The 19729-nt window shown below is 41.3% G+C and carries 20 protein-coding genes; 11 read left to right on the top strand and 9 right to left on the bottom strand.

Annotated features, from left to right (window positions below; translation table 11 throughout):
- Positions 1-186 precede the first annotated feature (186 nt).
- Complete coding sequence (locus AC1D0K_RS16410) at positions 187-1170, bottom strand: aldo/keto reductase (RefSeq protein WP_477391919.1); 984 nt, start codon at positions 1168-1170, stop codon at positions 187-189.
- A gap of 171 nt (positions 1171-1341) precedes the next feature.
- On the opposite strand from AC1D0K_RS16410, the gene AC1D0K_RS16405 reads away from it, so the two are divergent.
- On the top strand, positions 1342-2238 hold the full coding sequence (locus tag AC1D0K_RS16405; protein WP_477391918.1) for a helix-turn-helix domain-containing protein: 897 nt from the start codon (positions 1342-1344) through the stop codon (positions 2236-2238).
- A 28-nt stretch (positions 2239-2266) separates the two neighbouring features.
- On the opposite strand, the gene msrB is transcribed toward AC1D0K_RS16405, so the two are convergent.
- The 4 genes from msrB to AC1D0K_RS16385 form a co-directional block, all read right to left on the bottom strand.
- Entirely contained in the window at positions 2267-2788 is a 522-nt protein-coding gene (gene msrB / locus AC1D0K_RS16400; RefSeq protein WP_477391917.1) for a peptide-methionine (R)-S-oxide reductase MsrB, read from the bottom strand.
- Entirely contained in the window at positions 2785-3408 is a 624-nt protein-coding gene (gene msrA, locus AC1D0K_RS16395) for a peptide-methionine (S)-S-oxide reductase MsrA (protein WP_477391916.1), read from the bottom strand. The genes msrB and msrA overlap by 4 nt, the downstream gene beginning before the upstream one ends.
- A gap of 146 nt (positions 3409-3554) precedes the next feature.
- Positions 3555-4523: a zinc-binding alcohol dehydrogenase family protein gene (locus AC1D0K_RS16390; protein WP_477391915.1), complete on the bottom strand. Its 969-nt coding sequence runs from the start codon at positions 4521-4523 to the stop codon at positions 3555-3557.
- Positions 4524-4615: 92 nt separating this feature from the next.
- Entirely contained in the window at positions 4616-5200 is a 585-nt protein-coding gene (locus AC1D0K_RS16385; protein WP_477391914.1) for a Crp/Fnr family transcriptional regulator, read from the bottom strand.
- 298 nt (positions 5201-5498) lie between these two features.
- On the opposite strand from AC1D0K_RS16385, the gene AC1D0K_RS16380 reads away from it, so the two are divergent.
- From AC1D0K_RS16380 to AC1D0K_RS16365, 4 genes are all read left to right on the top strand, one after another.
- Entirely contained in the window at positions 5499-7430 is a 1932-nt protein-coding gene (locus tag AC1D0K_RS16380; protein WP_477391913.1) for a glycoside hydrolase family 127 protein, read from the top strand.
- A 599-nt stretch (positions 7431-8029) separates the two neighbouring features.
- Positions 8030-8440 carry a cupin domain-containing protein gene (locus AC1D0K_RS16375; protein ID WP_477391912.1) on the top strand — a complete coding sequence of 137 codons (411 nt, stop codon included), beginning with the start codon at positions 8030-8032 and terminating at the stop codon, positions 8438-8440.
- 117 nt (positions 8441-8557) lie between these two features.
- Positions 8558-9622, top strand: a complete 1065-nt coding sequence (locus tag AC1D0K_RS16370; protein ID WP_477391911.1) for a thioredoxin family protein — start codon at positions 8558-8560, stop codon at positions 9620-9622.
- Positions 9623-9713: 91 nt separating this feature from the next.
- Positions 9714-10406, top strand: coding sequence for a type 1 glutamine amidotransferase domain-containing protein (locus AC1D0K_RS16365; RefSeq protein WP_477391910.1), 693 nt, complete (start codon positions 9714-9716; stop codon positions 10404-10406).
- Between the two features lie 154 nt (positions 10407-10560).
- Here the strand turns inward: AC1D0K_RS16365 and rpiA are convergent, their stop codons facing one another.
- The 3 genes from rpiA to AC1D0K_RS16350 all read right to left on the bottom strand — a co-directional run bounded on the left by rpiA (position 10561) and on the right by AC1D0K_RS16350 (position 12662).
- Entirely contained in the window at positions 10561-11253 is a 693-nt protein-coding gene (gene rpiA, locus AC1D0K_RS16360; protein WP_477442033.1) for a ribose 5-phosphate isomerase A, read from the bottom strand.
- 108 nt (positions 11254-11361) lie between these two features.
- Positions 11362-12156: an NIPSNAP family protein gene (locus AC1D0K_RS16355; RefSeq protein WP_477391908.1), complete on the bottom strand. Its 795-nt coding sequence runs from the start codon at positions 12154-12156 to the stop codon at positions 11362-11364.
- A gap of 152 nt (positions 12157-12308) precedes the next feature.
- Complete coding sequence (locus AC1D0K_RS16350; RefSeq protein WP_477391907.1) at positions 12309-12662, bottom strand: winged helix-turn-helix transcriptional regulator; 354 nt, start codon at positions 12660-12662, stop codon at positions 12309-12311.
- A gap of 160 nt (positions 12663-12822) precedes the next feature.
- On the opposite strand from AC1D0K_RS16350, the gene AC1D0K_RS16345 reads away from it, so the two are divergent.
- The 6 genes from AC1D0K_RS16345 (at position 12823) to AC1D0K_RS16320 (ending at position 18377) form a co-directional block, all read left to right on the top strand.
- The gene (locus AC1D0K_RS16345; protein ID WP_477391906.1) at positions 12823-13818 is read left to right on the top strand and encodes an aldo/keto reductase; all 996 of its coding nucleotides are present in this window, start codon (positions 12823-12825) and stop codon (positions 13816-13818) included.
- Positions 13819-14097: 279 nt separating this feature from the next.
- Entirely contained in the window at positions 14098-14544 is a 447-nt protein-coding gene (locus tag AC1D0K_RS16340) for a VOC family protein (RefSeq protein ID WP_477391905.1), read from the top strand.
- A 44-nt stretch (positions 14545-14588) separates the two neighbouring features.
- Positions 14589-15380, top strand: coding sequence for an NIPSNAP family protein (locus tag AC1D0K_RS16335; protein WP_477391904.1), 792 nt, complete (start codon positions 14589-14591; stop codon positions 15378-15380).
- A gap of 115 nt (positions 15381-15495) precedes the next feature.
- Positions 15496-16761, top strand: coding sequence for a PQQ-dependent sugar dehydrogenase (locus AC1D0K_RS16330; protein WP_477391903.1), 1266 nt, complete (start codon positions 15496-15498; stop codon positions 16759-16761).
- Between the two features lie 3 nt (positions 16762-16764).
- The gene (locus AC1D0K_RS16325) at positions 16765-17205 is read left to right on the top strand and encodes a c-type cytochrome (RefSeq protein WP_295717944.1); all 441 of its coding nucleotides are present in this window, start codon (positions 16765-16767) and stop codon (positions 17203-17205) included.
- Positions 17206-17333: 128 nt separating this feature from the next.
- Entirely contained in the window at positions 17334-18377 is a 1044-nt protein-coding gene (locus tag AC1D0K_RS16320; protein ID WP_477391902.1) for a DUF4097 family beta strand repeat-containing protein, read from the top strand.
- Between the two features lie 81 nt (positions 18378-18458).
- On the opposite strand, the gene AC1D0K_RS16315 is transcribed toward AC1D0K_RS16320, so the two are convergent.
- On the bottom strand, positions 18459-19640 hold the full coding sequence (locus AC1D0K_RS16315) for an MFS transporter (RefSeq protein ID WP_477391901.1): 1182 nt from the start codon (positions 19638-19640) through the stop codon (positions 18459-18461).
- Positions 19641-19729 lie beyond the last annotated feature (89 nt).

Raw genomic sequence — 19729 nt, 5'->3', positions numbered from 1 at the left:
ACATAGAAAGCAGGCCTTCATCCAGTCTTGCTCCAAATAAACAACCTGTACATTTCTATTAGGTTAACCTTGTTTTTGAGTGTTTACCTACTATCCCTTAGCGCAATTTGCTGATAGAACCGTCAGTGTAAGAATCAAAAACTTAATTGCGATAATGTTTTTCATAGGCTTGCGTTACAGGGCCGTTTAGTTCCCAACCCTCTTTTGCAGATGTTCGGGATACCTGGCGCCTTCAATTTCAATTTTAGAGGCAGCCTCTTCAATTTGGGCAAGATCATTCGCCGTTAACTCAATATCAACCGCGCCTAAGTTCTCTTCCAAACGATGTAATTTGGTTGTGCCGGGGATAGGGACTATCCATGGTTTTTGTGATAGTAACCATGCTAAAGCAATTTGTGCCGGTGTTGCTTCTTTTTCCTGGGCGATGCTTGCTAAAAGATCGACCATCGCCTGATTTGCCTTTCTGGCTTCGGTTGAAAAGCGGGGTACAATATTGCGGAAATCGGTACTGTCGAATTTTGTATTTTCATTAATTGCCCCAGTAAGAAAACCTTTTCCAAGCGGGCTGAATGGCACAAAGCCTATCCCTAATTCTTCAAGAACAGGTATGATTTCTTTTTCAGGCTCTCTCCACCAAAGCGAATACTCACTTTGTAAGGCCGCCACCGGCTGTACTGCGTGTGCTTTGCGAATGCTTTGTACGCCAGCTTCAGACATGCCGAAGTGTTTAACTTTGCCTTCTTGTATTAAATCCTTAACGGTGCCGGCAACATCTTCCATAGGCACGTTTGGATCTACGCGATGCTGGTAAAATAAGTCGATACGGTCGGTTCTTAAGCGCTTAAGCGATGCTTCAGCAACTTCCCTGATACGTTTTGGACTGCTGTCTAAGCCTGCTTTAGAGTCGCCGCCGGCAAATCCAAACTTAGTGGCAATTACTAATCGGTCGCGAAATGGTTCCAGCGCCTCGCCCAATAATTCTTCATTGGCAAAAGGGCCATAAGCTTCTGCGGTATCAAAAAAAGTGACGCCCATCTCAACTGCAGCACGCAGTAGTTTAATGGCATCTGTTTTATCTGCGGCGGGCCCATAGCCAAAGCTTAAACCCATGCAACCTAAGCCAAGTGTAGACACTTCCAAGTTGCTTTTACCTAATTTTCTATATTTCATTGATTAAAATTTATTATTGGTAAGTGATTAATAAATACAAATGTCGGGCGTAATTGTGACGCGTTAGTTATACCAATTACTGGATTACCTACCATTATTACTGATTGGGATATCACACCATGCAAACAGGTTACCAATGAATTATCTTTGAGTATGTTAAAGGATGAATAAATGGAAAATGTAACCCGCATAGATACGGTAGGGCAGTATAATGCACTTAATAATAATGAAACCCTGCACCCACTGGTCAATATTGTTGATCTCTCTAAGGCCGACAAAAGATTGAACCGCAGGATAAATTATGGTTTTTATACTGTGTTTCTGAAAGAGATCAAATGTGGCGACCTGCATTATGGTTGTAACTATTATGATTACGAGGAAGGCACTTTAGTATTTGTTGGACCGGGACAAGTTATCGGCATAGAAAACAATGGCGAACTTTACCAGCCAAAAGGCAAGGCTTTGGTTTTTCATGCTGATTTGCTCAGAGGCACGTCGCTTGGCCGTCATATTGCCGAATATAATTTCTTTTCCTATGAGGTGCATGAGGCGCTGCACTTATCTGAAAGTGAGCGGAAGATCATTTACGACTGCTATGAAAAGATCATGTACGAATTGAAACGGGGGATAGATAAGCACAGCAAAACATTGATTGTAAGTAATGTTGAGCTTTTGCTGAATTATTGCGTACGTTTCTACGACAGGCAGTTCATCACCCGCGAAAATGTAAACAAAGGTATTCTGCAACGGTTCGAGGAGTTATTGAATGACTATTTCACGTCAGATAAGCCAAAAGAACTTGGCCTTCCATCTGTTAATTACTGCGCCGATCAGTTAAATCTATCTGCCAATTATTTTGGCGATCTGATAAAAAAAGAAACAGGCAAATCAGCCCAGGAATACATACAATTGAAAACAATGGATGTAGCAAAGGAGAAGATATTTGATACCTCTAAGTCCGTAAGTGAAATCGCCTACGAGTTAGGCTTTAAATATCCTCAGCATTTCACACGGTCTTTTAAGCAACACACCGGCTCTACACCCAATGAGTACCGGATGCTGAATTAAGGAACAGTTTAGTGTAATGCCAAAAATGTTATTTTCCTAAACCATCCGGTTGAAAATCCAGCGAAACAGAATTCATGCAGAATCTTTTATGCGTAGGTGCCGGGCCGTCGTTAAATATATGGCCCAGATGCGAATCGCACCTGGCGCAGATCACTTCGGTGCGTTGCATTCCATATGATTCATCTTCTTTATAGATCACGCTGTTTTTTCTCACCGGTTCATAAAAACTGGGCCAGCCGCAATTACTGGCAAACTTAGCATCCGAACGGAATAACTGGTTACCACATACCGCGCAATAGTAAGTCCCTTTGGCGTTCTTGTTCCAATACTGCCCGGTAAAAGGTTGTTCCGTAGCTTGTTCCCTGGCTGTAGCATACAGGGCCTTTGGTAAAATTTTCCTCCATTCCGCATCGGATACATCCAGGTGTTTGGTATCGGTGTTGGAATAATAGGGGTTGTTTTCGTGGCCTTTTGTTGTTTTGATATTTTGTGCATTTGCCGTAACAAACAAACCTGCTACCAATGCAAATGCAATGATCAGTGATCTCATTTCTTCAGTTTGTCTTTAAATACTTTTTTAAACTTATCCAGTTCGGGCTGAATTACATATTTACAATAAGGCTGGGCCCCATTTTGCGCAAAATAGTTTTGATGATAATCCTCTGCCTTGTAAAAAACCTTATAGGGAGTAACCTCAGTAACAATTTTATTTTTATAAGCTTTCTCTGCATTTAACTCGCCGATGTAATAATCAGCTTTTTGTTTTTGGATCGGGTTATGATAAAAAATCACGGACCGGTACTGGGTACCTACATCATTGCCCTGCATGTTCAGTTGGGTAGGGTCATGGGCTACAAAAAAGGCTTCAAGTAGCTCATCAAATGAAATTACTGAAGGATCAAAAATGATGTTGCAGGCTTCAGCATGTCCTGTTTTACCGGTGCAAACTTGTTTGTAAGTCGGGTTAGCCACTGTTCCGCCGGAAAAGCCGGATATGACCGTTTTTACACCTTTTAATTGTTTAAACTTTGCTTCGGTACACCAAAAGCAGCCGGTAGCAAAGGTGGCCGTATCTAATCCCTTCTTTGGAGGCTTTGACAAATGGTTTCCAAAGGCGGTTAATCCGGAGATAAATAATAGCGTGGTTAACAGAAATATTTTCTTCATCATGAATACTTACGTCGTAATTGGCTCAAAGGTATTTATTTGAGTCGATTATGATAAAAGATTGACAAAGCCCTCCTTATTTTTAGATCGATGAGGCCGGGAAACCAAATTGCAGCCTTATAAGTTATATGCGGTTGTTTATAACAGGGTCAGGTTAATACAACAATTTTGCCACCGGCAGTGTTGCTGTCCATTAAACTGTGTGCCGCAGCGATTTCCTCTAACCGAAAAGTGCGGCCGATGCTTAGATTAACTTTACCATCTTCCACGTCATTAATGAATTTTTGAAAACTATGTTGATCAACCCTGATCTGCCCGCTGTCATAAACGGTTAGGCAAACTGTTGCCGGGATATACTCCATTGGAGCAAATTCGTGGAAGGACCATTGCTCGGATAGCATGCCTGTCATACAAACAATTCCACCAGGTGCGGCACAGGCCAGTGAATCTTTCAGGGTGGATGTACCAATCAGTTCCAATATTTTATTTACACCGGTGAAACTGAGGGCATTTATTTTATCTGCGATATAGCCGTTATCGATCACGACATGATCTGCGCCGTTTTTGATGAGCATCTCCCTTTTATCCGGGTTCCTTGTTGTTGCAATTACGGTCATCCCACTGTTTTTGGCCAGTTGGGTGGCCAGCATACCGATAGAGGAAGTGCCGCCCCTGATTAAAATGGTTTCGCCCTGCTTGATCTTTAATGCCAAATGGAGCGAGCCATATACAGTCTGAAACATTTCCGGCATAGCGCCTAACTGTTCCCAGGAAAGTGTGCTTTCAAAGGAGCTGAGCAATGATTTGGGTATCAAAGTGTATTCAGCGTAGCTGCCGTCAAAATCTCTGCCCATGCCACCCATAAAAGCGGCTACCTGTTGTCCGGGCTTAAACTCTCCTGAGGGATCGTTCTCTACTTCGCCCACACACTCTATACCCAATATACGCGGAAGGCTAACGCCGGGCGACAGTCCTTTACGGGTCATTAGTTCTGAACGATTAAGCCCAAAAGCTTTTACCTTAACCAAAACCCAGCCATCTGTTGGTGTTGGTATAGCTCTTTCTTCTATTAAAAAATTTTCGGGGCCTCCCGCATGTTTCAAAATCGCTGCTTTCATTAATGATTTAATTTATGAAAGCAAAGGTCCGCAACAGCTTAATAGATTGCCTATAAGGTATCTTAAGAAATACCCTTAAGATACTTTAAGGCTTATCCTTTGTATGCGATGTTTTTACGGATGGTACTAAGAAATTCGGGGGTAATGCCGAGATAAGAAGCAATTTGCGTATTAGGGAGCCGGGCAGCCAGGTTAGGGTATTGCTTTAGAAAGTATTCATAACGATCTTCGGCCGAAAAGCTGATATTTTGGAGCACCCTGTTTTGTAATTCGATGTATTTTTGCTCTATGATCACCCTGAAATTATGGTCGAATTTATGGTAGGTCGTATATAGATGTAATACATCATCATGCCTGATTTGCAACACTGCGGTTGGTTCTACAGCTTCTATATAAAGTTGACTTGGCTTTTCCGAATAAAAACTGCTCAGATCGGTGGCCCAGTCATTTTCAGCAATAAATTGTATGTTATGTTCTTTGCCATTGATATCAACAGCATACATTTTCAGGCAACCGGACACAACAAATGTAAAGTGACGGCAAACATCCCCGTGCTGCAATACAAATTGCCGCCGTTTAATACTTCTTTCAATAAAAAGCGCATTCAGCTCATCTCGTTCCTGAGCGTTGAGCGGAAAATAATTATCAAAATGTTGGCTTAGTTTCTCTATCGACACGTTTGCTTTTTTTATGCACAGAGGTCGAATTTAAACAAATTACTGCTATAGTACATTAAACTATTAATCCAAATCACCTATAAAAGAGATCGGAATTGTTTCTCCTGCAGGACAAAAGCGTAGTGCTGACCCTGGAGGAATTAACCCTTTTAATGGCAGATTTTATTGGGTTTAAAACATTTACCATTCTGCCAGGCGATTCAGAATTATAAGTGTGATAATAACAATAATTATTAAACTTTGCTAACTTTGGTACTGGCTAACCAATCCGTAATTCCCATTACTTAAATACTTTAGTATGATATCCAGGAAAATGACCCGCTTTCTTTTAATAGTTGTGTGTTTTGTTCAACCAATATTGGCATCTGCACAATCTTCGCTCCATGCATTCAAACTGCAGCAGGTTGCTTTATTGCCCGGAGTTTTTAAGGATGCGCAACAAACGGATAAAACTTATATGCTGGCGTTAGACCCCGACCGTTTATTGGCTCCATACCTTACAGAAGCTGGTTTAACACCCAAAAAGAAAAACTATGGTAACTGGGAAAACACGGGGTTAGATGGCCACATTGGCGGTCATTATTTATCGGCGCTGTCCAATATGTATGCTGCTACCAATGATGCGGAGATAAACAGGCGATTGGATTATATGCTGGTGGAATTAAAACGCTGCCAGGATAAAATAGGAAGTGGCTACCTGGGAGGTACGCCCGGAGGGACAGCGATGTGGAAGGATATTGCCGCCGGTAAAATTGAGGCTGATACCTTTGCGCTAAATAAAAAATGGGTTCCGCTTTATAATATTCATAAGCTTTTTGCAGGCTTACGGGATGCCTATTTAATTGCTGGAAAGCCCATGGCAAAGGAAATACTGGTGCGACTGACAGATTACATTGACGGCGTTTCCCGTGGCTTAACTGATGAACAGATACAAACCATGCTGATTTCAGAACATGGGGGATTAAACGAGGTGTTTGCCGATGTATCCGTTATTACCGGCCAGGATAAGTATTTAATACTGGCCCGGAGGTTTTCTCATAAGGAGATTTTAAACCCCTTGGTATTGGGCGAGGATCGATTGAATAACTTACATGCTAACATGCAGATACCGAAAGCTGTGGGCTTTCAAAGAATAGCGGAAGTTGGCGGTGATAAGGATTATGGGAAAGCAGCGCAGTTTTTTTGGGAAACGGTGGTCAATAACCGTACTGTAGTTATTGGAGGCAACAGTGTGAATGAGCATTTTAATCCAACTGGTAATTTCACCAAAATGATCACCGATGTTGCAGGCCCTGAAACCTGTAATTCTTATAATATGCTGAAATTGACCCGGCACCTGTTTGAAAATGCGGGAGAGGTAAAATATATGGATTATTATGAGCGGGTATTATATAATCATATTGTATCAAGTCAGCACCCTACACACGGAGGCTTTGTTTATTATACATCAATGCGACCCCAGCATTACCGTGTTTACTCGCAGCCGCAGGAAACCATGTGGTGTTGTGTAGGCTCGGGCATGGAAAATCATGGTAAATATGGCGAGTTAATTTATAGCTATCAGCAAAAAAATGTTTATGTGAACCTATTTATTGCATCGCGGCTTAACTGGGCAGCACAGGGATTGGTTCTTTCTCAACAAACTAAATTCCCGGATAATGAAACTACTCGCCTCTTGATTGAGGCCGTAAAACCCGGCTCTTTTAGTATTAAAGTTCGTTACCCTAACTGGGTAGCCGCGGGTAAGCTACAGATAAAAATAAACGGAACTCGCGTAAATGTTGACGCCCTGCCTGGATCATATATAAACCTAACCCGAGTGTGGAAAAAAGGCGATGTAATTGACGTACGCCTGCCAATGGGTTTAAGTACAGAAAAATTGCCAGATAGCTCCAACTATGTTGCCTTTTTGCATGGCCCGATTGTATTAGCCTCAAAGACCGATACTACCAACCTGGACAATTTAATTGCCGATGCGGACCAGTTTGGCGGTTACCGTGCCCGGGGTAAAATGTACCCCCTTGATTCGGCACCGGTGTTAACCAGCAACACATCTGATTTGACAAAGTACCTAAAACCGGTAAAAGGAAAGGATCAAACATTTACGGCTGCAGAATTGATCAGCCCGGCAAAGTTTAAAAACCTTGAACTTATTCCGTTTTATAAATTACACGATGCCCGCTATATGATCTATTGGCACAAAGGCCCGGTAATGAATGTAGTTAATTGATAATCTTATTTGTCTTAACATGGGTTAATCAAATAAAGAAATCATTCGTCATGTGAACCATCAGACGATGGAAATACATAGCGCTTTATCAGGGACCCTTTTATTGAGATTTTAGGTGTTTTGTTATCTGATTGTGGTGCTTAGGTCGTGCTTTTTTTGTCTGCTAAACCCAAACTTGATAATCGTTGCTCATGATTATCAAATTACGCCGTTTAATTGTTTTTTTATCGAAATAATGATGGTCGATTTTCCTAATTTTATGACCTCTAATATTTTGAACATTTCCTAAAAATATAAGGACCAATTATATAGCCATTTAGAAATGGTCCGCCAAAAATAAAAATGATTCAATTGATCTTATTGAGTCATGCGTCTGATTAAATGTAATGGAGACGACGTATCCCCTTAAATAACGCCGCCGTACCGGGTATTGTAATTTAAAAATGCAAAGAGATGAAAACTCAAAATGGTTTGAGCTCGGGCTGGATTACTACCAATCTTAAACATCGCACGTTAAGGCGTTCCGTAATGCTACGCAGAGGCCAGTTAGCGAGAATATATTTTACTGTTCAACATAAACGCATAAAAACATTAGAAAAATGAAAAACAAAAAAAACTTCTTCGCCAGTGCTATTGCAATTGTTGGACTGGCAGTGTTTATCATCCCAGGTTCGGCCCTTGCACAACAGTCGGGAATTAAGCGCACCGAGCTCCAGCGCCACGATCTTAGCACCCCCGGACACGAGGCGGTCCAGGTACGCATTGACTTCGACCCCGGAGCTGCGTTTGGTAAACACACACATCCGGGCGAAGAGATCATCTATGTACTTGAAGGCTCGTTGCAGTATCAGGTGGAGGGCAAGCCGCCAGTAACGCTCAAGGCTGGCGGAGTTTTATTTATCCCGGCCGGAGTGATCCATGCGGCAAAGAACGTTGGCACCGGTAAGGCGAGGGAACTTGGCACCTACGTAGTGGAAAAAGGAAAACCACTCGTTACCCTGGTCAAATGATCGCCTGGTGAGGTAATTTTATCATTGCCGGGGCACAGTTATTGGGTTCATGAATCAAAAAACATACAGGGAGCATTCAACTCCTTTGAAACTAACTATTCACAAATCCCTAAAAAAATGTCTAAACAATTCACTTATATGCGAACTATGTTTTTGACTGCCTCCACGATATTGTTTGCGGCGATTTTCGTGGCTACGGCGCAAGTACATAAAGGGTCCGCAAAAAAAATGGAGCCATCGCTCGGTGGCGCAACGGGCTGGCTCAACACGCAGCCTTTAACGCTGGCAAATCTCCGCGGCAAAGTCGTTCTTATTGATTTCTGGACGTACACCTGCATTAATTGGCGACGCACACTTCCCTATATCCGCGAATGGGCATCAAAGTACAAAGATCAGGGGCTGGTTGTTATTGGGGTTCATACGCCGGAGTTTCCATTTGAAAAAAGATTGGAGAATATAAGCAGGTCCATTAAGGAAATGAATATAGGCTATCCTGTAGCGGTAGATAGCAATTTTGAAATTTGGAATTCTTTCCAAAATGAGTATTGGCCGGCGCTGTATCTGATTGATGCGAAGGGGCGGATCCGGTATCAAAAATTTGGCGAGGGTGATTATCATGAATCTGAATTGCAGATTCAGCACCTATTAAAAGAAGTTTCTGGTAAAACTGTTTCTAACAAAATAGTGGCACTTCAGCCTCAGGGGTTTGAAGCCGCCGCCGACTGGCGTAATCTTGAATCGGCCGAAAATTATGTTGGCTATAATCGTACGCATGGTTTTGCATCCCCTGTGGAGTTGGATACAGATAAGCAGGTACTTTATTTTGCACCAAAACAGCTGAAAATTAATCAATGGGGACTTTCGGGAGAGTGGAGCATGAAAAAAGAGAGTATTTTCTTACACAAAGCACGCGGGAAGATCATTTATAGTTTTCATGCCCGCGACCTTCACTTAATTATGGGGCCGGCAATGCCAGGAACTGCTATAAAATTTCGTGTGCTTATTGATGGGAATCCTCCCGGTTCCGCGCATGGATTGGATGTTGACAGCAGTGGGAATGGGACCGTAACTGAGCAGCGTATGTACCAGTTGATTCGTCAGCAGGGACCTATTATTGACCGGGAATTTCAAATTGAATTTTTAGATCCGGAGGTGGAAGTCTATGATTTCACATTCGGCTAAATCGGCCAAGTATGGGAGTGCAATCTTTACAACAGGTATGCGGGCTACTAAAATTTAATAAATAACATATTAAACTATCAATGTAACAATTATGAAAATCGACAAAATTCTATTCGTCGTCACTTCTCATGATGAGTTGGGCAACACCGGCAAAAAAACAGGTCTGTGGATTGAGGAATTTGCAGCACCTTATTACAAGTTTCATGATCTTGGAAAAGAAATTATTATCGCATCGCCTAAAGGGGGGCAGGCCCCGATTGATCCCAAAAGCGATCTTCCTGAAAATAAGACGGCAGCCACAAGAAGATATTATAGTGATAAGGAGACACAAGACAAGCTAAGCAATACCGTATTGTTGAGTACTGTTTCTGCAAGTGACTTTGATGCAATTTTCTATCCGGGAGGACATGGTCCGATGTGGGATCTTCCTGATGATAAGGCCTCGATAAAACTCATTGAATCTTTTTATAATAGCGGCAAACCCGTTACGCTGGTTTGCCATGCACCGGTAGCTTTAAAAAATGTAAAGACTCCTGATGGCGAATGGCTCATCAAGGGGAAAAGAGTATCCGCATTTACCAATACCGAAGAAGAGGCCGTCCAACTGACAAAGGTGGTGCCTTTTCTTTTGGAAGACATGCTCAAAGAGAGAGGCGCCAATTTTCAAAAAGGAGAAGACTGGATGCCTTTTGTAACCCGCGAAGGTTTACTCATAACAGGGCAAAATCCCGCTTCATCTATTTTGGCAGCCGATACCTTACTTGATTATTCCGAAAGGTTATAAGAAAGAACGATGATATGAGAAGAGGCTAACAAATATCTGAGTAGTGGCAGTGATTAATGTAGTGCCCAAAGCCTCCGCTCATTAACATAATCAATGCAGGTAGGGCTTACTATTTATTTAAAGCCTCCATCAAAAAGTGGAGGCTTTAAATGCATCATAAATAAACCGGCGTTATGATGCTTACGCCAAGTTTTCCTGCAATTATAGATTTGGTCGCCATTCTATAAAACAGGGAATGATCAACAATTCCGGGGATTAGCTTTAGTTGTACATTTACTTTTTTTGGCTCCATAATGGTGGCAAAATGCACATCTGCAAGTAAATTGCCATTTTCTGAGATAACTGCCCCATCCTTTTGAGTACTCATACGCAGTTTTACTTCAACGCCGGGGTATGATAATTTTAATTGATGAAGTACAACCTGTAAAGCCTGGGGTAATATTTCAATTACAACGGGGTAAGTATTATCAAGTTTATCGGCAAACTTTCCCTCATCGCCCATTAAAATAAATTCATCGGCCATTGAAGCCAGTACTTTTTCGGTGGTATGGATCCCCCCGCCGCTTTTTAAAGCATTAAGTTCGGTATCAAACTGGTCACATCCATCAAAATAAATATCTACATGCTTTAACAATGCTGGCGATTGTACCCTTAATTTATTTTCCAACAATAAGTTTGTTGTTTTAAAGGAGGATGACGTAAAAATGAGGGAGTCGGCCAGGTCTTTATCCTGGCATATCAAAGCTACTAAGTGCGAAACAGTAGTGCCGGCTCCCAGGCCGATCGTTTGTCCGGCTTGTATAAATTCCATCGCTGCTTTTGCAGCCTCTACTTTGTAATCGGTCATGTTTTAATATATGGCTTGTGAAATTAAACAAGCGCTTGCAATTTTTAAACTAATGTAAGTTTTAAAACTATCGATAATGATCGTGCAAAATCAATTGTTGATAATGACTTAAAAATCTGAATAAGTTGCCGGACGAAGAAAAATAATATCAGCATGCGAAACATTGTGCTGGTATTCTGCTTTTTTCACCAGTGCTTTCCATAATGGGTCATTATTAAATGCATCCCAGTGCTTATCCCTATCTTCTTTACTGTTAAAGGTGGTCATATACATCAGGTTGGGCATGTGGCTGCCAGCAATAACCTCGGCATAAAAAACAGCGTTAAATCCCAGGTTTTTAAAAATGCTGATCTCGTCGCCAGTATTAAACATCTTTACCTTATTAACATTGTATTTCTCGGTAGGGCTTTCATAACTGCGCAGTTCATAAACCCGCTCGTTTTTACTGGCTGTAAGTTGGGGTACTGCAGTGCCGGGCATTCCCGGGAAAGCTTCCAAAACTATGGTTTCTATCCGGGTGTAGGGGATATCCTTATAATCCGCGTTGATATAATCTGAGCCATCCGCTAAAAATTTAGCATCCGCTTGTAATTCACGCTCGTTAGCTGAAAGTTTTTCCAGGGAGGTAAAAGGAGTAAAAACATAGATTACTCTGCTCGTATCCTGTTGCGCAACGGGTTTAAATACGCCAACCGCTTTTACACCTGCCCGGTGCAATGCAGGCATAAGGGCATTTTGCAAATAATGCTCAATTTTTTCTTCCTGTACCTGTGTTTTATAATGATATATTTTTATTTGGTAATAATTCCTGGCGGGAGACTTTGCAAATGCCGCAACAGATGCAAAAAGCGAGAGTACAAATAAACAGGAACACAAAGCAAATCGGAACGATTGAGATTTCATAATCAAATTTTTTAGGCAATTAAACGGTTAATAATTATTAAACACTACCTCTGTAGTAAGAGATGTATGCCGGTAAAAGTAAGTTTATTGAATAAAGGAACAAAAAGCAGCGCAGCTAACAAATCAATTAGCTGTTTTGCGGGAGGGGATTGTTAAAAGTGCATTTTAGCTTCCGAAAACTGGCATAAGCCTTCCAGCAATGAACTTAGCTCAGCTCCTTTAGGCGTAAGCGTATACTCGGTTCTTGGAGGATTTGCCGGGATGTAGCTTTTGTGTATAAGCTCATGTTGTTCCAAAAACTTTAACCTATCGGCAAGAATATGATCGCTGATGTGCTCTAAATCTTCCTTTAAAGTGGTAAAACGCGAGTTGCCCTCCTCTACACTGAAAAGTACCTCGGTCATCCATCTTTTGCTTAATAAATAGATAAGTTCATTTAAGGCACATTTCTCTTCCAGAAACGATTGATTATGAAAATTCGTTGAACTAAGTTTTCTTCCGGTCATGCTAACTTATTAATGAGGTACTAATTACTTGATAAGATATTGAAATAAAAAATCATTTATTGTTCCTTTGAGGCTCTTGTAACATAATACATTATGTACGGGAATGTAAATGGTTTATTGCACGCAATAAACAAAAAAGGAATTTAATTAAAGAACAACCATGAAATACCGCAAATTAGAAAACACAGACCTATGGCTTTCTGAAGTAACTTTTGGTGCATGGGCGGCCGGGGGATGGATGTGGGGAGGTACCGAACGTCAAGAAGCCATTGATGCCATCAGGGCTTCTTATGCGCTTGGTGTTACATCTATTGATACTGCGCCTATTTATGGCCAGGGTGTAAGCGAAGATATCGTTGGCGAGGCGATAAAAGGTTTACCGCGCGATAAGTTTCAGCTATTAACAAAATATGGTATGCGCTGGGACCTTAAAAGGGGCGATTTTGCTTTTAGCAGTAAAATGAATAATGGAGATGATATTGACATTTATAAATATGCCGGAAAAGAAAGCATCATTAAAGAATGTGAAGACAGCTTAAAAAGATTAGGTACAGATTACATAGATCTGTACCAGATACACTGGCCAGATACAACCACGCCTATTGCTGAAAGTATGGAAGCTGTTGAGCGGTTAATTGAGCAGGGAAAAGTGCGTTATGCCGGGGTTTGCAATTATAATGCCGCCCAAATGGCCGAAGCTGAAAAATACGTTACCCTGGCATCTAACCAGGTTCCGTATAGCATGGTAAAACGTGGTATTGAAGATGAGCTGGTACCCTACTGCCTTCGCAATCAAAAATCTATTTTAGCGTATAGCCCATTGGAGCGCGGCTTGCTTACCGGCAAAATAAAACCCGGATATCAGTTTGCCAGCGGCGATCACCGTAAAGATGTGTCTTTTTTTAAGGATGAAAATATAAAAAGGACTGATGATTTCCTGAGCATGATAAAGCCAATTGCTGCGGACAGGCAAATTAAACTTAGCCAACTGGTTATTTTATGGACCTTACAACAACCCGGAATTACCATTGCCCTGGTAGGGGCCAGAAATAGTGAGCAGGCTATTGAAAATGCCCGCGCACTTGATATCGAACTGACAGAGGACGAACTGGCCATAATTTCCGGATATCTTAACCAACTGGAGCTGGTATCTTAATGATATAACTTAACAACTTAATTACCTATGAATGCAGGGATGCTGGTGTAAAATCCAGCGTCCCTTTTTTACAGATTTACCCGTACCATTTTGAAATGCTTTTTAGGCAGCTAATTTATTTATTAGTTAACCGCGTTTTTTTTCTGATAAAGAATTTGCCTAAGTTTACTTTATGTACTAAATGTTAAATAGAATGTTAAACAGGCGGAGCCATAATGTTTAACACCCTTTTAAAAATGGTCCACAATTCAGTTCCATATCTATAACAAGTCAATAATCATGATAAAGAGAATAACTTTTTTAACGCTATTATTAATAGCAGGTGTAAATGTATTTGGCCAAACCGGGCCGCGGGCAAATCACGTTGCTCTTTATGTAAAGGATTTAAGTAAAAGTGAGGTGTTTTACAGGGATGTTATGCAACTTAAAGTAATACCCGAACCATTTCATGATGGTAAACATGTATGGTTCAGAACAGGCGAGCATAGCCAGTTGCACATTATACAAGGAGCCGCTGCCGTTACCGATCATGATATAAATAGTCATTTTGCATACGCTGTAACCAATATTCCAAATTTTGCAAAGCACCTCGATCAAATGAAAATCAAGTATGGGAATTGGAAAGGCGATTCACAATCTCCGCAAATAAGGCCCGACGGTATAAAGCAAATTTACCTGCAGGATCCTGATAATTATTGGATAGAAGTTAATGATGATAAATTTTAATTGTTTAGCTTGTGTCGATTTCAACCTGATAAACAATTAAATTTATGAAAAGACGCTCATTTTTAGCCACAACAATAATTACAACTTCTGGTGCCATGCTCCCATCAATTGCCATGTCGGCCGACAGCTTAAAGAAAAACAGTTCGGAGTTTTATGAACTAAAAACTTATAATTTGAGCAGCGAACGACAGCAGAAACTGGTAGAAGACTATTTTGAAAAAGCCGCAATTCCGGCATTGAACAGGATTGGTGTAACCAATGTTGGTGTTTTTAAGGAGCTTAAACCCGCAGGGCAAACCAAAATATATGCACTTATTCCGTACAGTTCGATAGACGCCTTTATCACAATAAATCAAAAGCTTGAAACTGATAAAGCGTACAAAGATGCAGGCGCTGCTTATTTAAATGCGCCGGCTACCGAACCTGCTTATGACAGGATAGAAAGCTCGCTGTTAACGGCATTTGCCCACATGCCAAAAATGAATGTGCCTGCAAAAAAAGAACGCCTGTTTGAACTGCGCCGTTATGAACACGCTACAGAAAGCGCCGGTAAAAAAAAGCTGGAAATGTTTAATGATGCCGGGGAGATAGATATTTTTAAACGCCTGGGTTTTAACCCGGTATTTTTTGGCGAAACTATCATTGGTGATCACAGGCCCAACCTTATTTATATGGTTACGTTTGATGATATGGCAGCCCATGACCGTAACTGGAAAGCTTTTGGCGGCGATGCTGAATGGAAAAAAATCAGTTCGATACCTGATTATGCAGATGCAAAGCTGGTATCACATATTACATCTACATTTTTAAGTCCTTTAAATTGCTCACAAATTTGAGTGTTTCATTGTGGCTTTAAATTGCGTTGTATTACACTAATTAATTTATTAGTTAATGCATGCTTTTTACTGATGAAGCTAAAAGTTATTTTTACCCTTGAAAATTCAACCTGTCATGAAAAGAAAAACAACTATCGCCTTTTGCCTTAGCGTTATTGTAGCGGTGGGGCTGCAGTCGTTCAAAATTGAAAAAAAAGGCACCATAAAACATAAAGGTGATTTAGTAAATGCGGGTTTAACACTTCCGGATAACTTTAGCGCCAGTATCATTGCCGATAACTTAGGCAGCGCAAGGCATCTTGTTGCAACTCCACAAGGGGATATTTATGTACATCTTGATAGACCCAAAGATGGGAAGGGTATAGTTGTGCTACACGATAATGGCGATAAGGCTGCTATAAAAACAAGCTTCGGCGCGTTTGGCGGAACCGGCATCCGCATTAAGAACGGGTATTTATATGCATCGTCTGATAGGGATGTTTACCGTTTTAAACTAAACAGTAACAACGAGGTTATAGATCCCGAACATCCCGAAAAAGTAGTTGGTAACCTGGTTACCAAAAGAGGGCACAGGCCCAAGGCGATTGCATTGGATGATAATGGAAATTTATATGTGAACATAGGCGCATATTCAAACATTTGCAGTGAGTTTGACCCGGAGAAAAAGGGCTGCCCCATTTTAGATTCGGCCGGAGGAATCTGGCGGTTCAAGACCGACAAATTAAACCAAAAACAAAGTGACGGCGTGCGTTTCGCGACCGGCTTACGCAATGTTGTAGGGCTGGACTGGAACCAGGAAGACAATCAGCTTTTTGTAATGCAACACGGCCGAGATGCCTTGCATGATCTTTTCCCTAAATATTATACCGTTCAACAATCGGCTCTTTTGCCTGCCGAATGTATGTATGCACTAAAGGAAGGGGATAATGCCGGATGGCCATACCTTTATTATGACGATGTAAAGCATAAAAAAATGATGGGCCCTGAGTACGGCGGCGATGGCGAAAAAGAGGCGGATGCTAAATACTTAGATCCCGTAGCAGCTTACCCTGGCCACCTTGCGCCTGATGGGTTATTGTTTTATACAGGCAACCAGTTTCCAGAAAAATATAAAAATGGCGCTTTCATTGCATTCCACGGATCATGGAACAGGGCGCCAGAACCTCAGGCTGGATATTTTGTTGTTTTTCAGCCATTTAAAAATGGTAAGCCCGATGGTAAATGGGAGGTTTTTGCTAATGGTTTTGCAGGTACACCTGAACAGGCAGCAGCCGGCAGAGCAGAACACCGCCCATGCGGCCTGGCACAAGGCGCCGACGGATCATTGTATGTAAGCGATGATTCAAAAGGAACAATTTATAAAATCACCTATAAAAAATAATTAATGAAGATCAAAGTAGTTGGCATATTATTGGCATTAATACCCCTATCCATAAACTGTTCGCTGGCACAGGTAAAAAAAGCACAGCATCGCCCGGTTTCGGGAACATCTGTTTTGCGCGGTAAAATTGTTTATACAAGTGTTTGCCTGCCCTGCCACATGGCCGACGGTGGCGGGGTGCAAAACTTAAATCCGCCCTTGGTTAAAACATCATACGTACTTGGGGATAAAACAACCTTGATAAAAATTGTATTGAACGGGTTTAATGAAGATGTGGAAATAAACGGGAATACCTATTCAAATGCGATGACGCCTCATGATGATTTAAAAGATCAACAGATTGCCGATGTGCTTACTTATGTAAGGAGCAGTTTTGGTAATAAGGCGAGCGCTGTAAAGGCGACCGAAGTAGCAAAAGTACGGGCCACAAATAAAAAGGCATAAGGAATATAAGATTAACAGGAATTTGAACTAAGAAATTTTCTGTCCGACTATATTCGCAAATAAAATTGGCTGCCTCTGCAACGAATTGGATTATATATATGTCTTATATACAAACCAATTCAATGCATATGAAAAAGTATCTTTTATTATTTTTCCTTGCCGGCCAAACTGTTGCTGCTTTAGCACAGGATAGTGAAGGCAAAACACCATATCTTACCAAATCATTGGCAAATGATGCTATCAATAGTGTAGTTGTAAATACATCTGCAGGTGGTATATCTGTAAGTGGCAAAAGCGGTGAAACACCGCGGGTGGAGGTTTACATCAGGGGGAATAACGGGCGTGAGCTTTCAAAGGAAGAAATTAAAAAACGCTTGGATGAAGATTACGATCTGAGTATTGCCGTTACAGGCCATGAGGTACGGGCTACCGCTAAAAACAAACACGAAAATTTTAATTGGAAGCGGTCGATCAGTATTTCGTTTAAAATATATGTGCCGGCACAAACAGCTACAGATCTGAAAACCAGCGGAGGCGGTATCATGTTAGATAACCTAAAGGGGAATGAAAAGTTTACTACCAGTGGTGGCGGTTTACAAGTTGATAAGCTTTACGGCACCATTCGCGGTAACACATCGGGTGGTGGCATAATGGTATCCAACTCTGGCGATGACATTAACCTGCAGACCAGCGGTGGCGGCATTATTGCAAAAAACTGTACCGGCAAAATAAAATTGGAAACCAGCGGTGGCGGATTACGCCTGGAAAATTTAAAAGGAACCATCAATGCGCAAACCAGTGGCGGCGGGGTTGAAGGCAATAATATAGAAGGCGAATTAATCACCAGTACATCTGGCGGAGGTATTGATCTTAAACAGATGAACTGTAGCCTGAGTGCATCCACCAGCGCCGGTAGCCTGCATGCACAAATTAATAAGGTAGGTAAATACCTGAAACTGGATGTAAGCTCCGGCAATATCGATCTGGAGTTGCCGCTGAAACAGGGGCTTGATCTGGATATCCGGGCTGATGCGATCAACCAGCATCCGTCAAAAATAAGTGGCTTTAGTGGTCAATGGGATAAAGAGCACATAAAGGGAAGCGTAAATGGCGGTGGCATACCGGTAAGCGCAGACGCATCGAGCGGAAACATTAATTTGAGATTTAATTAAGCCAACAAATTAAAATAACAAAAATGGAAGCCTGGGTCAAATGATCTGGGCTCCCTTTTTTTATTGTAATTGGATATCGTTTTATATCGGATTGCTCTGCCCTGCACTTTTACTCGGCATCAATGCAAGCAGCCCCAATATTGGCCCTATTGCCAATAGCATATAAATGTACCGGGCATTTGTTTCATTCAATAAAGCCGTAATTAATTGAATGCTTATAATGGTAACTGAAAAGCCTATGCAGTTTACAATAGTTAGCGAAGTACCTTTTGATTCCTGCGGCGCATTGAGGGCAATTAATGTTGAAAACATAGGAGAATCGGCTATAACAGCCATACTCCAGATGAACAAAAAAACGATCAGTGTAATTACCGAGTTGGTAAGCAACAACAGTGGAGAAATCAAACAACAGGTACACGATAAAAATAACGCGACGGTTGCTGTTTTCTTTACCCCGAAGTATTGCGATAAAATTCCGCTAAAAGCACAGGATACGGATCCGGCTGCAATGATCAGGAATGATAAAAACGGAATATTAAAATCTGCTAAAGGATAATGGCTTTTATAGGTAGTTAAAATTATTGGTACAAACATCCAAAAGGCATACAGCTCCCACATATGTCCAAAATATCCAAAAGCAGCTGCCCTGAATTTTCTGTCACTAAATCCTTTCAAAAAAACGCCAGGTTTTAATTTTTGACCGGGGCTGCGATATGGGCCATCGGGTACCAGTAAAAGCATAGCCAGGCCCCCAATTGAGGATAGCAATGAGGTGGAAAATATGACATATTTATAGGGCAAAGTTGCTGTTATGCTTTTTAGCAAATGCGGAAAGGCTGTGCCGATAACTAAAGCGCCTACTAAAAAGCCTAAGGATTTTCCGAGCCCCTGCTGATAATGATCTGAAGCGATTTTCATCCCAACAGGATAAATGCCTGCCAGGAAAAACCCAGTCATAAACCTAAAAGTTAATAACATGGCTGGTGTTAAGCCTGTTGCGCATATACCTAAATTGATAACCGCAGCAATTATGGCGCAGGCAAAGAAAACCTTAGAAGATGAAAAACGATCAGATATGCTTAGAACCGCGAATAACAATGTTCCAACAATAAATCCTGATTGTACAGCGCTTGTTACATGGGCTAAATAAGCTGGCTCAAGTTGTAATTGTTTAGCAATGTCGCCCATGATGGCATTCCCTGCAAACCACAACGATGTGCAAAAAAACTGCGATATTACAATTACAGGAAGTACTCTCTTCATTTATATATGCTCAGGACTGCGGAAATAACCTGTGCAATATAACAGATAATATTATTAGGACAGAAGAACGAATAACGCTTAAACATTTA

The organism is Mucilaginibacter sp. P1_A3 (assembly GCF_056406855.1).
Note: the sequence above shows the minus strand (reverse complement) of the source record. Positions and strands in the feature narration are given on the sequence as shown.

Bases quoted from the DNA above. Each gene is read 5' to 3' on its own strand.
- AC1D0K_RS16365 (WP_477391910.1), top strand. From the start codon at position 9,714: ATGAAAATCGACAAAATTCTATTCGTCGTCACTTCTCATGATGAGTTG.
- AC1D0K_RS16325 (WP_295717944.1), top strand. From the start codon at position 16,765: ATGAAGATCAAAGTAGTTGGCATATTATTGGCATTAATACCCCTATCC.
- AC1D0K_RS16355 (WP_477391908.1), bottom strand. From the start codon at position 12,156: ATGAAATCTCAATCGTTCCGATTTGCTTTGTGTTCCTGTTTATTTGTA.
- AC1D0K_RS16405 (WP_477391918.1), top strand. From the start codon at position 1,342: ATGGAAAATGTAACCCGCATAGATACGGTAGGGCAGTATAATGCACTT.
- AC1D0K_RS16315 (WP_477391901.1), bottom strand. From the start codon at position 19,640: ATGAAGAGAGTACTTCCTGTAATTGTAATATCGCAGTTTTTTTGCACA.
- AC1D0K_RS16375 (WP_477391912.1), top strand. From the start codon at position 8,030: ATGAAAAACAAAAAAAACTTCTTCGCCAGTGCTATTGCAATTGTTGGA.
- AC1D0K_RS16350 (WP_477391907.1), bottom strand. From the start codon at position 12,662: ATGACCGGAAGAAAACTTAGTTCAACGAATTTTCATAATCAATCGTTT.
- AC1D0K_RS16330 (WP_477391903.1), top strand. From the start codon at position 15,496: ATGAAAAGAAAAACAACTATCGCCTTTTGCCTTAGCGTTATTGTAGCG.
- AC1D0K_RS16340 (WP_477391905.1), top strand. From the start codon at position 14,098: ATGATAAAGAGAATAACTTTTTTAACGCTATTATTAATAGCAGGTGTA.
- AC1D0K_RS16380 (WP_477391913.1), top strand. From the start codon at position 5,499: ATGATATCCAGGAAAATGACCCGCTTTCTTTTAATAGTTGTGTGTTTT.
- rpiA (WP_477442033.1), bottom strand. From the start codon at position 11,253: ATGACCGATTACAAAGTAGAGGCTGCAAAAGCAGCGATGGAATTTATA.
- AC1D0K_RS16345 (WP_477391906.1), top strand. From the start codon at position 12,823: ATGAAATACCGCAAATTAGAAAACACAGACCTATGGCTTTCTGAAGTA.
- AC1D0K_RS16390 (WP_477391915.1), bottom strand. From the start codon at position 4,523: ATGAAAGCAGCGATTTTGAAACATGCGGGAGGCCCCGAAAATTTTTTA.
- msrA (WP_477391916.1), bottom strand. From the start codon at position 3,408: ATGATGAAGAAAATATTTCTGTTAACCACGCTATTATTTATCTCCGGA.
- AC1D0K_RS16335 (WP_477391904.1), top strand. From the start codon at position 14,589: ATGAAAAGACGCTCATTTTTAGCCACAACAATAATTACAACTTCTGGT.
- AC1D0K_RS16320 (WP_477391902.1), top strand. From the start codon at position 17,334: ATGAAAAAGTATCTTTTATTATTTTTCCTTGCCGGCCAAACTGTTGCT.
- msrB (WP_477391917.1), bottom strand. From the start codon at position 2,788: ATGAGATCACTGATCATTGCATTTGCATTGGTAGCAGGTTTGTTTGTT.
- AC1D0K_RS16370 (WP_477391911.1), top strand. From the start codon at position 8,558: ATGTCTAAACAATTCACTTATATGCGAACTATGTTTTTGACTGCCTCC.
- AC1D0K_RS16410 (WP_477391919.1), bottom strand. From the start codon at position 1,170: ATGAAATATAGAAAATTAGGTAAAAGCAACTTGGAAGTGTCTACACTT.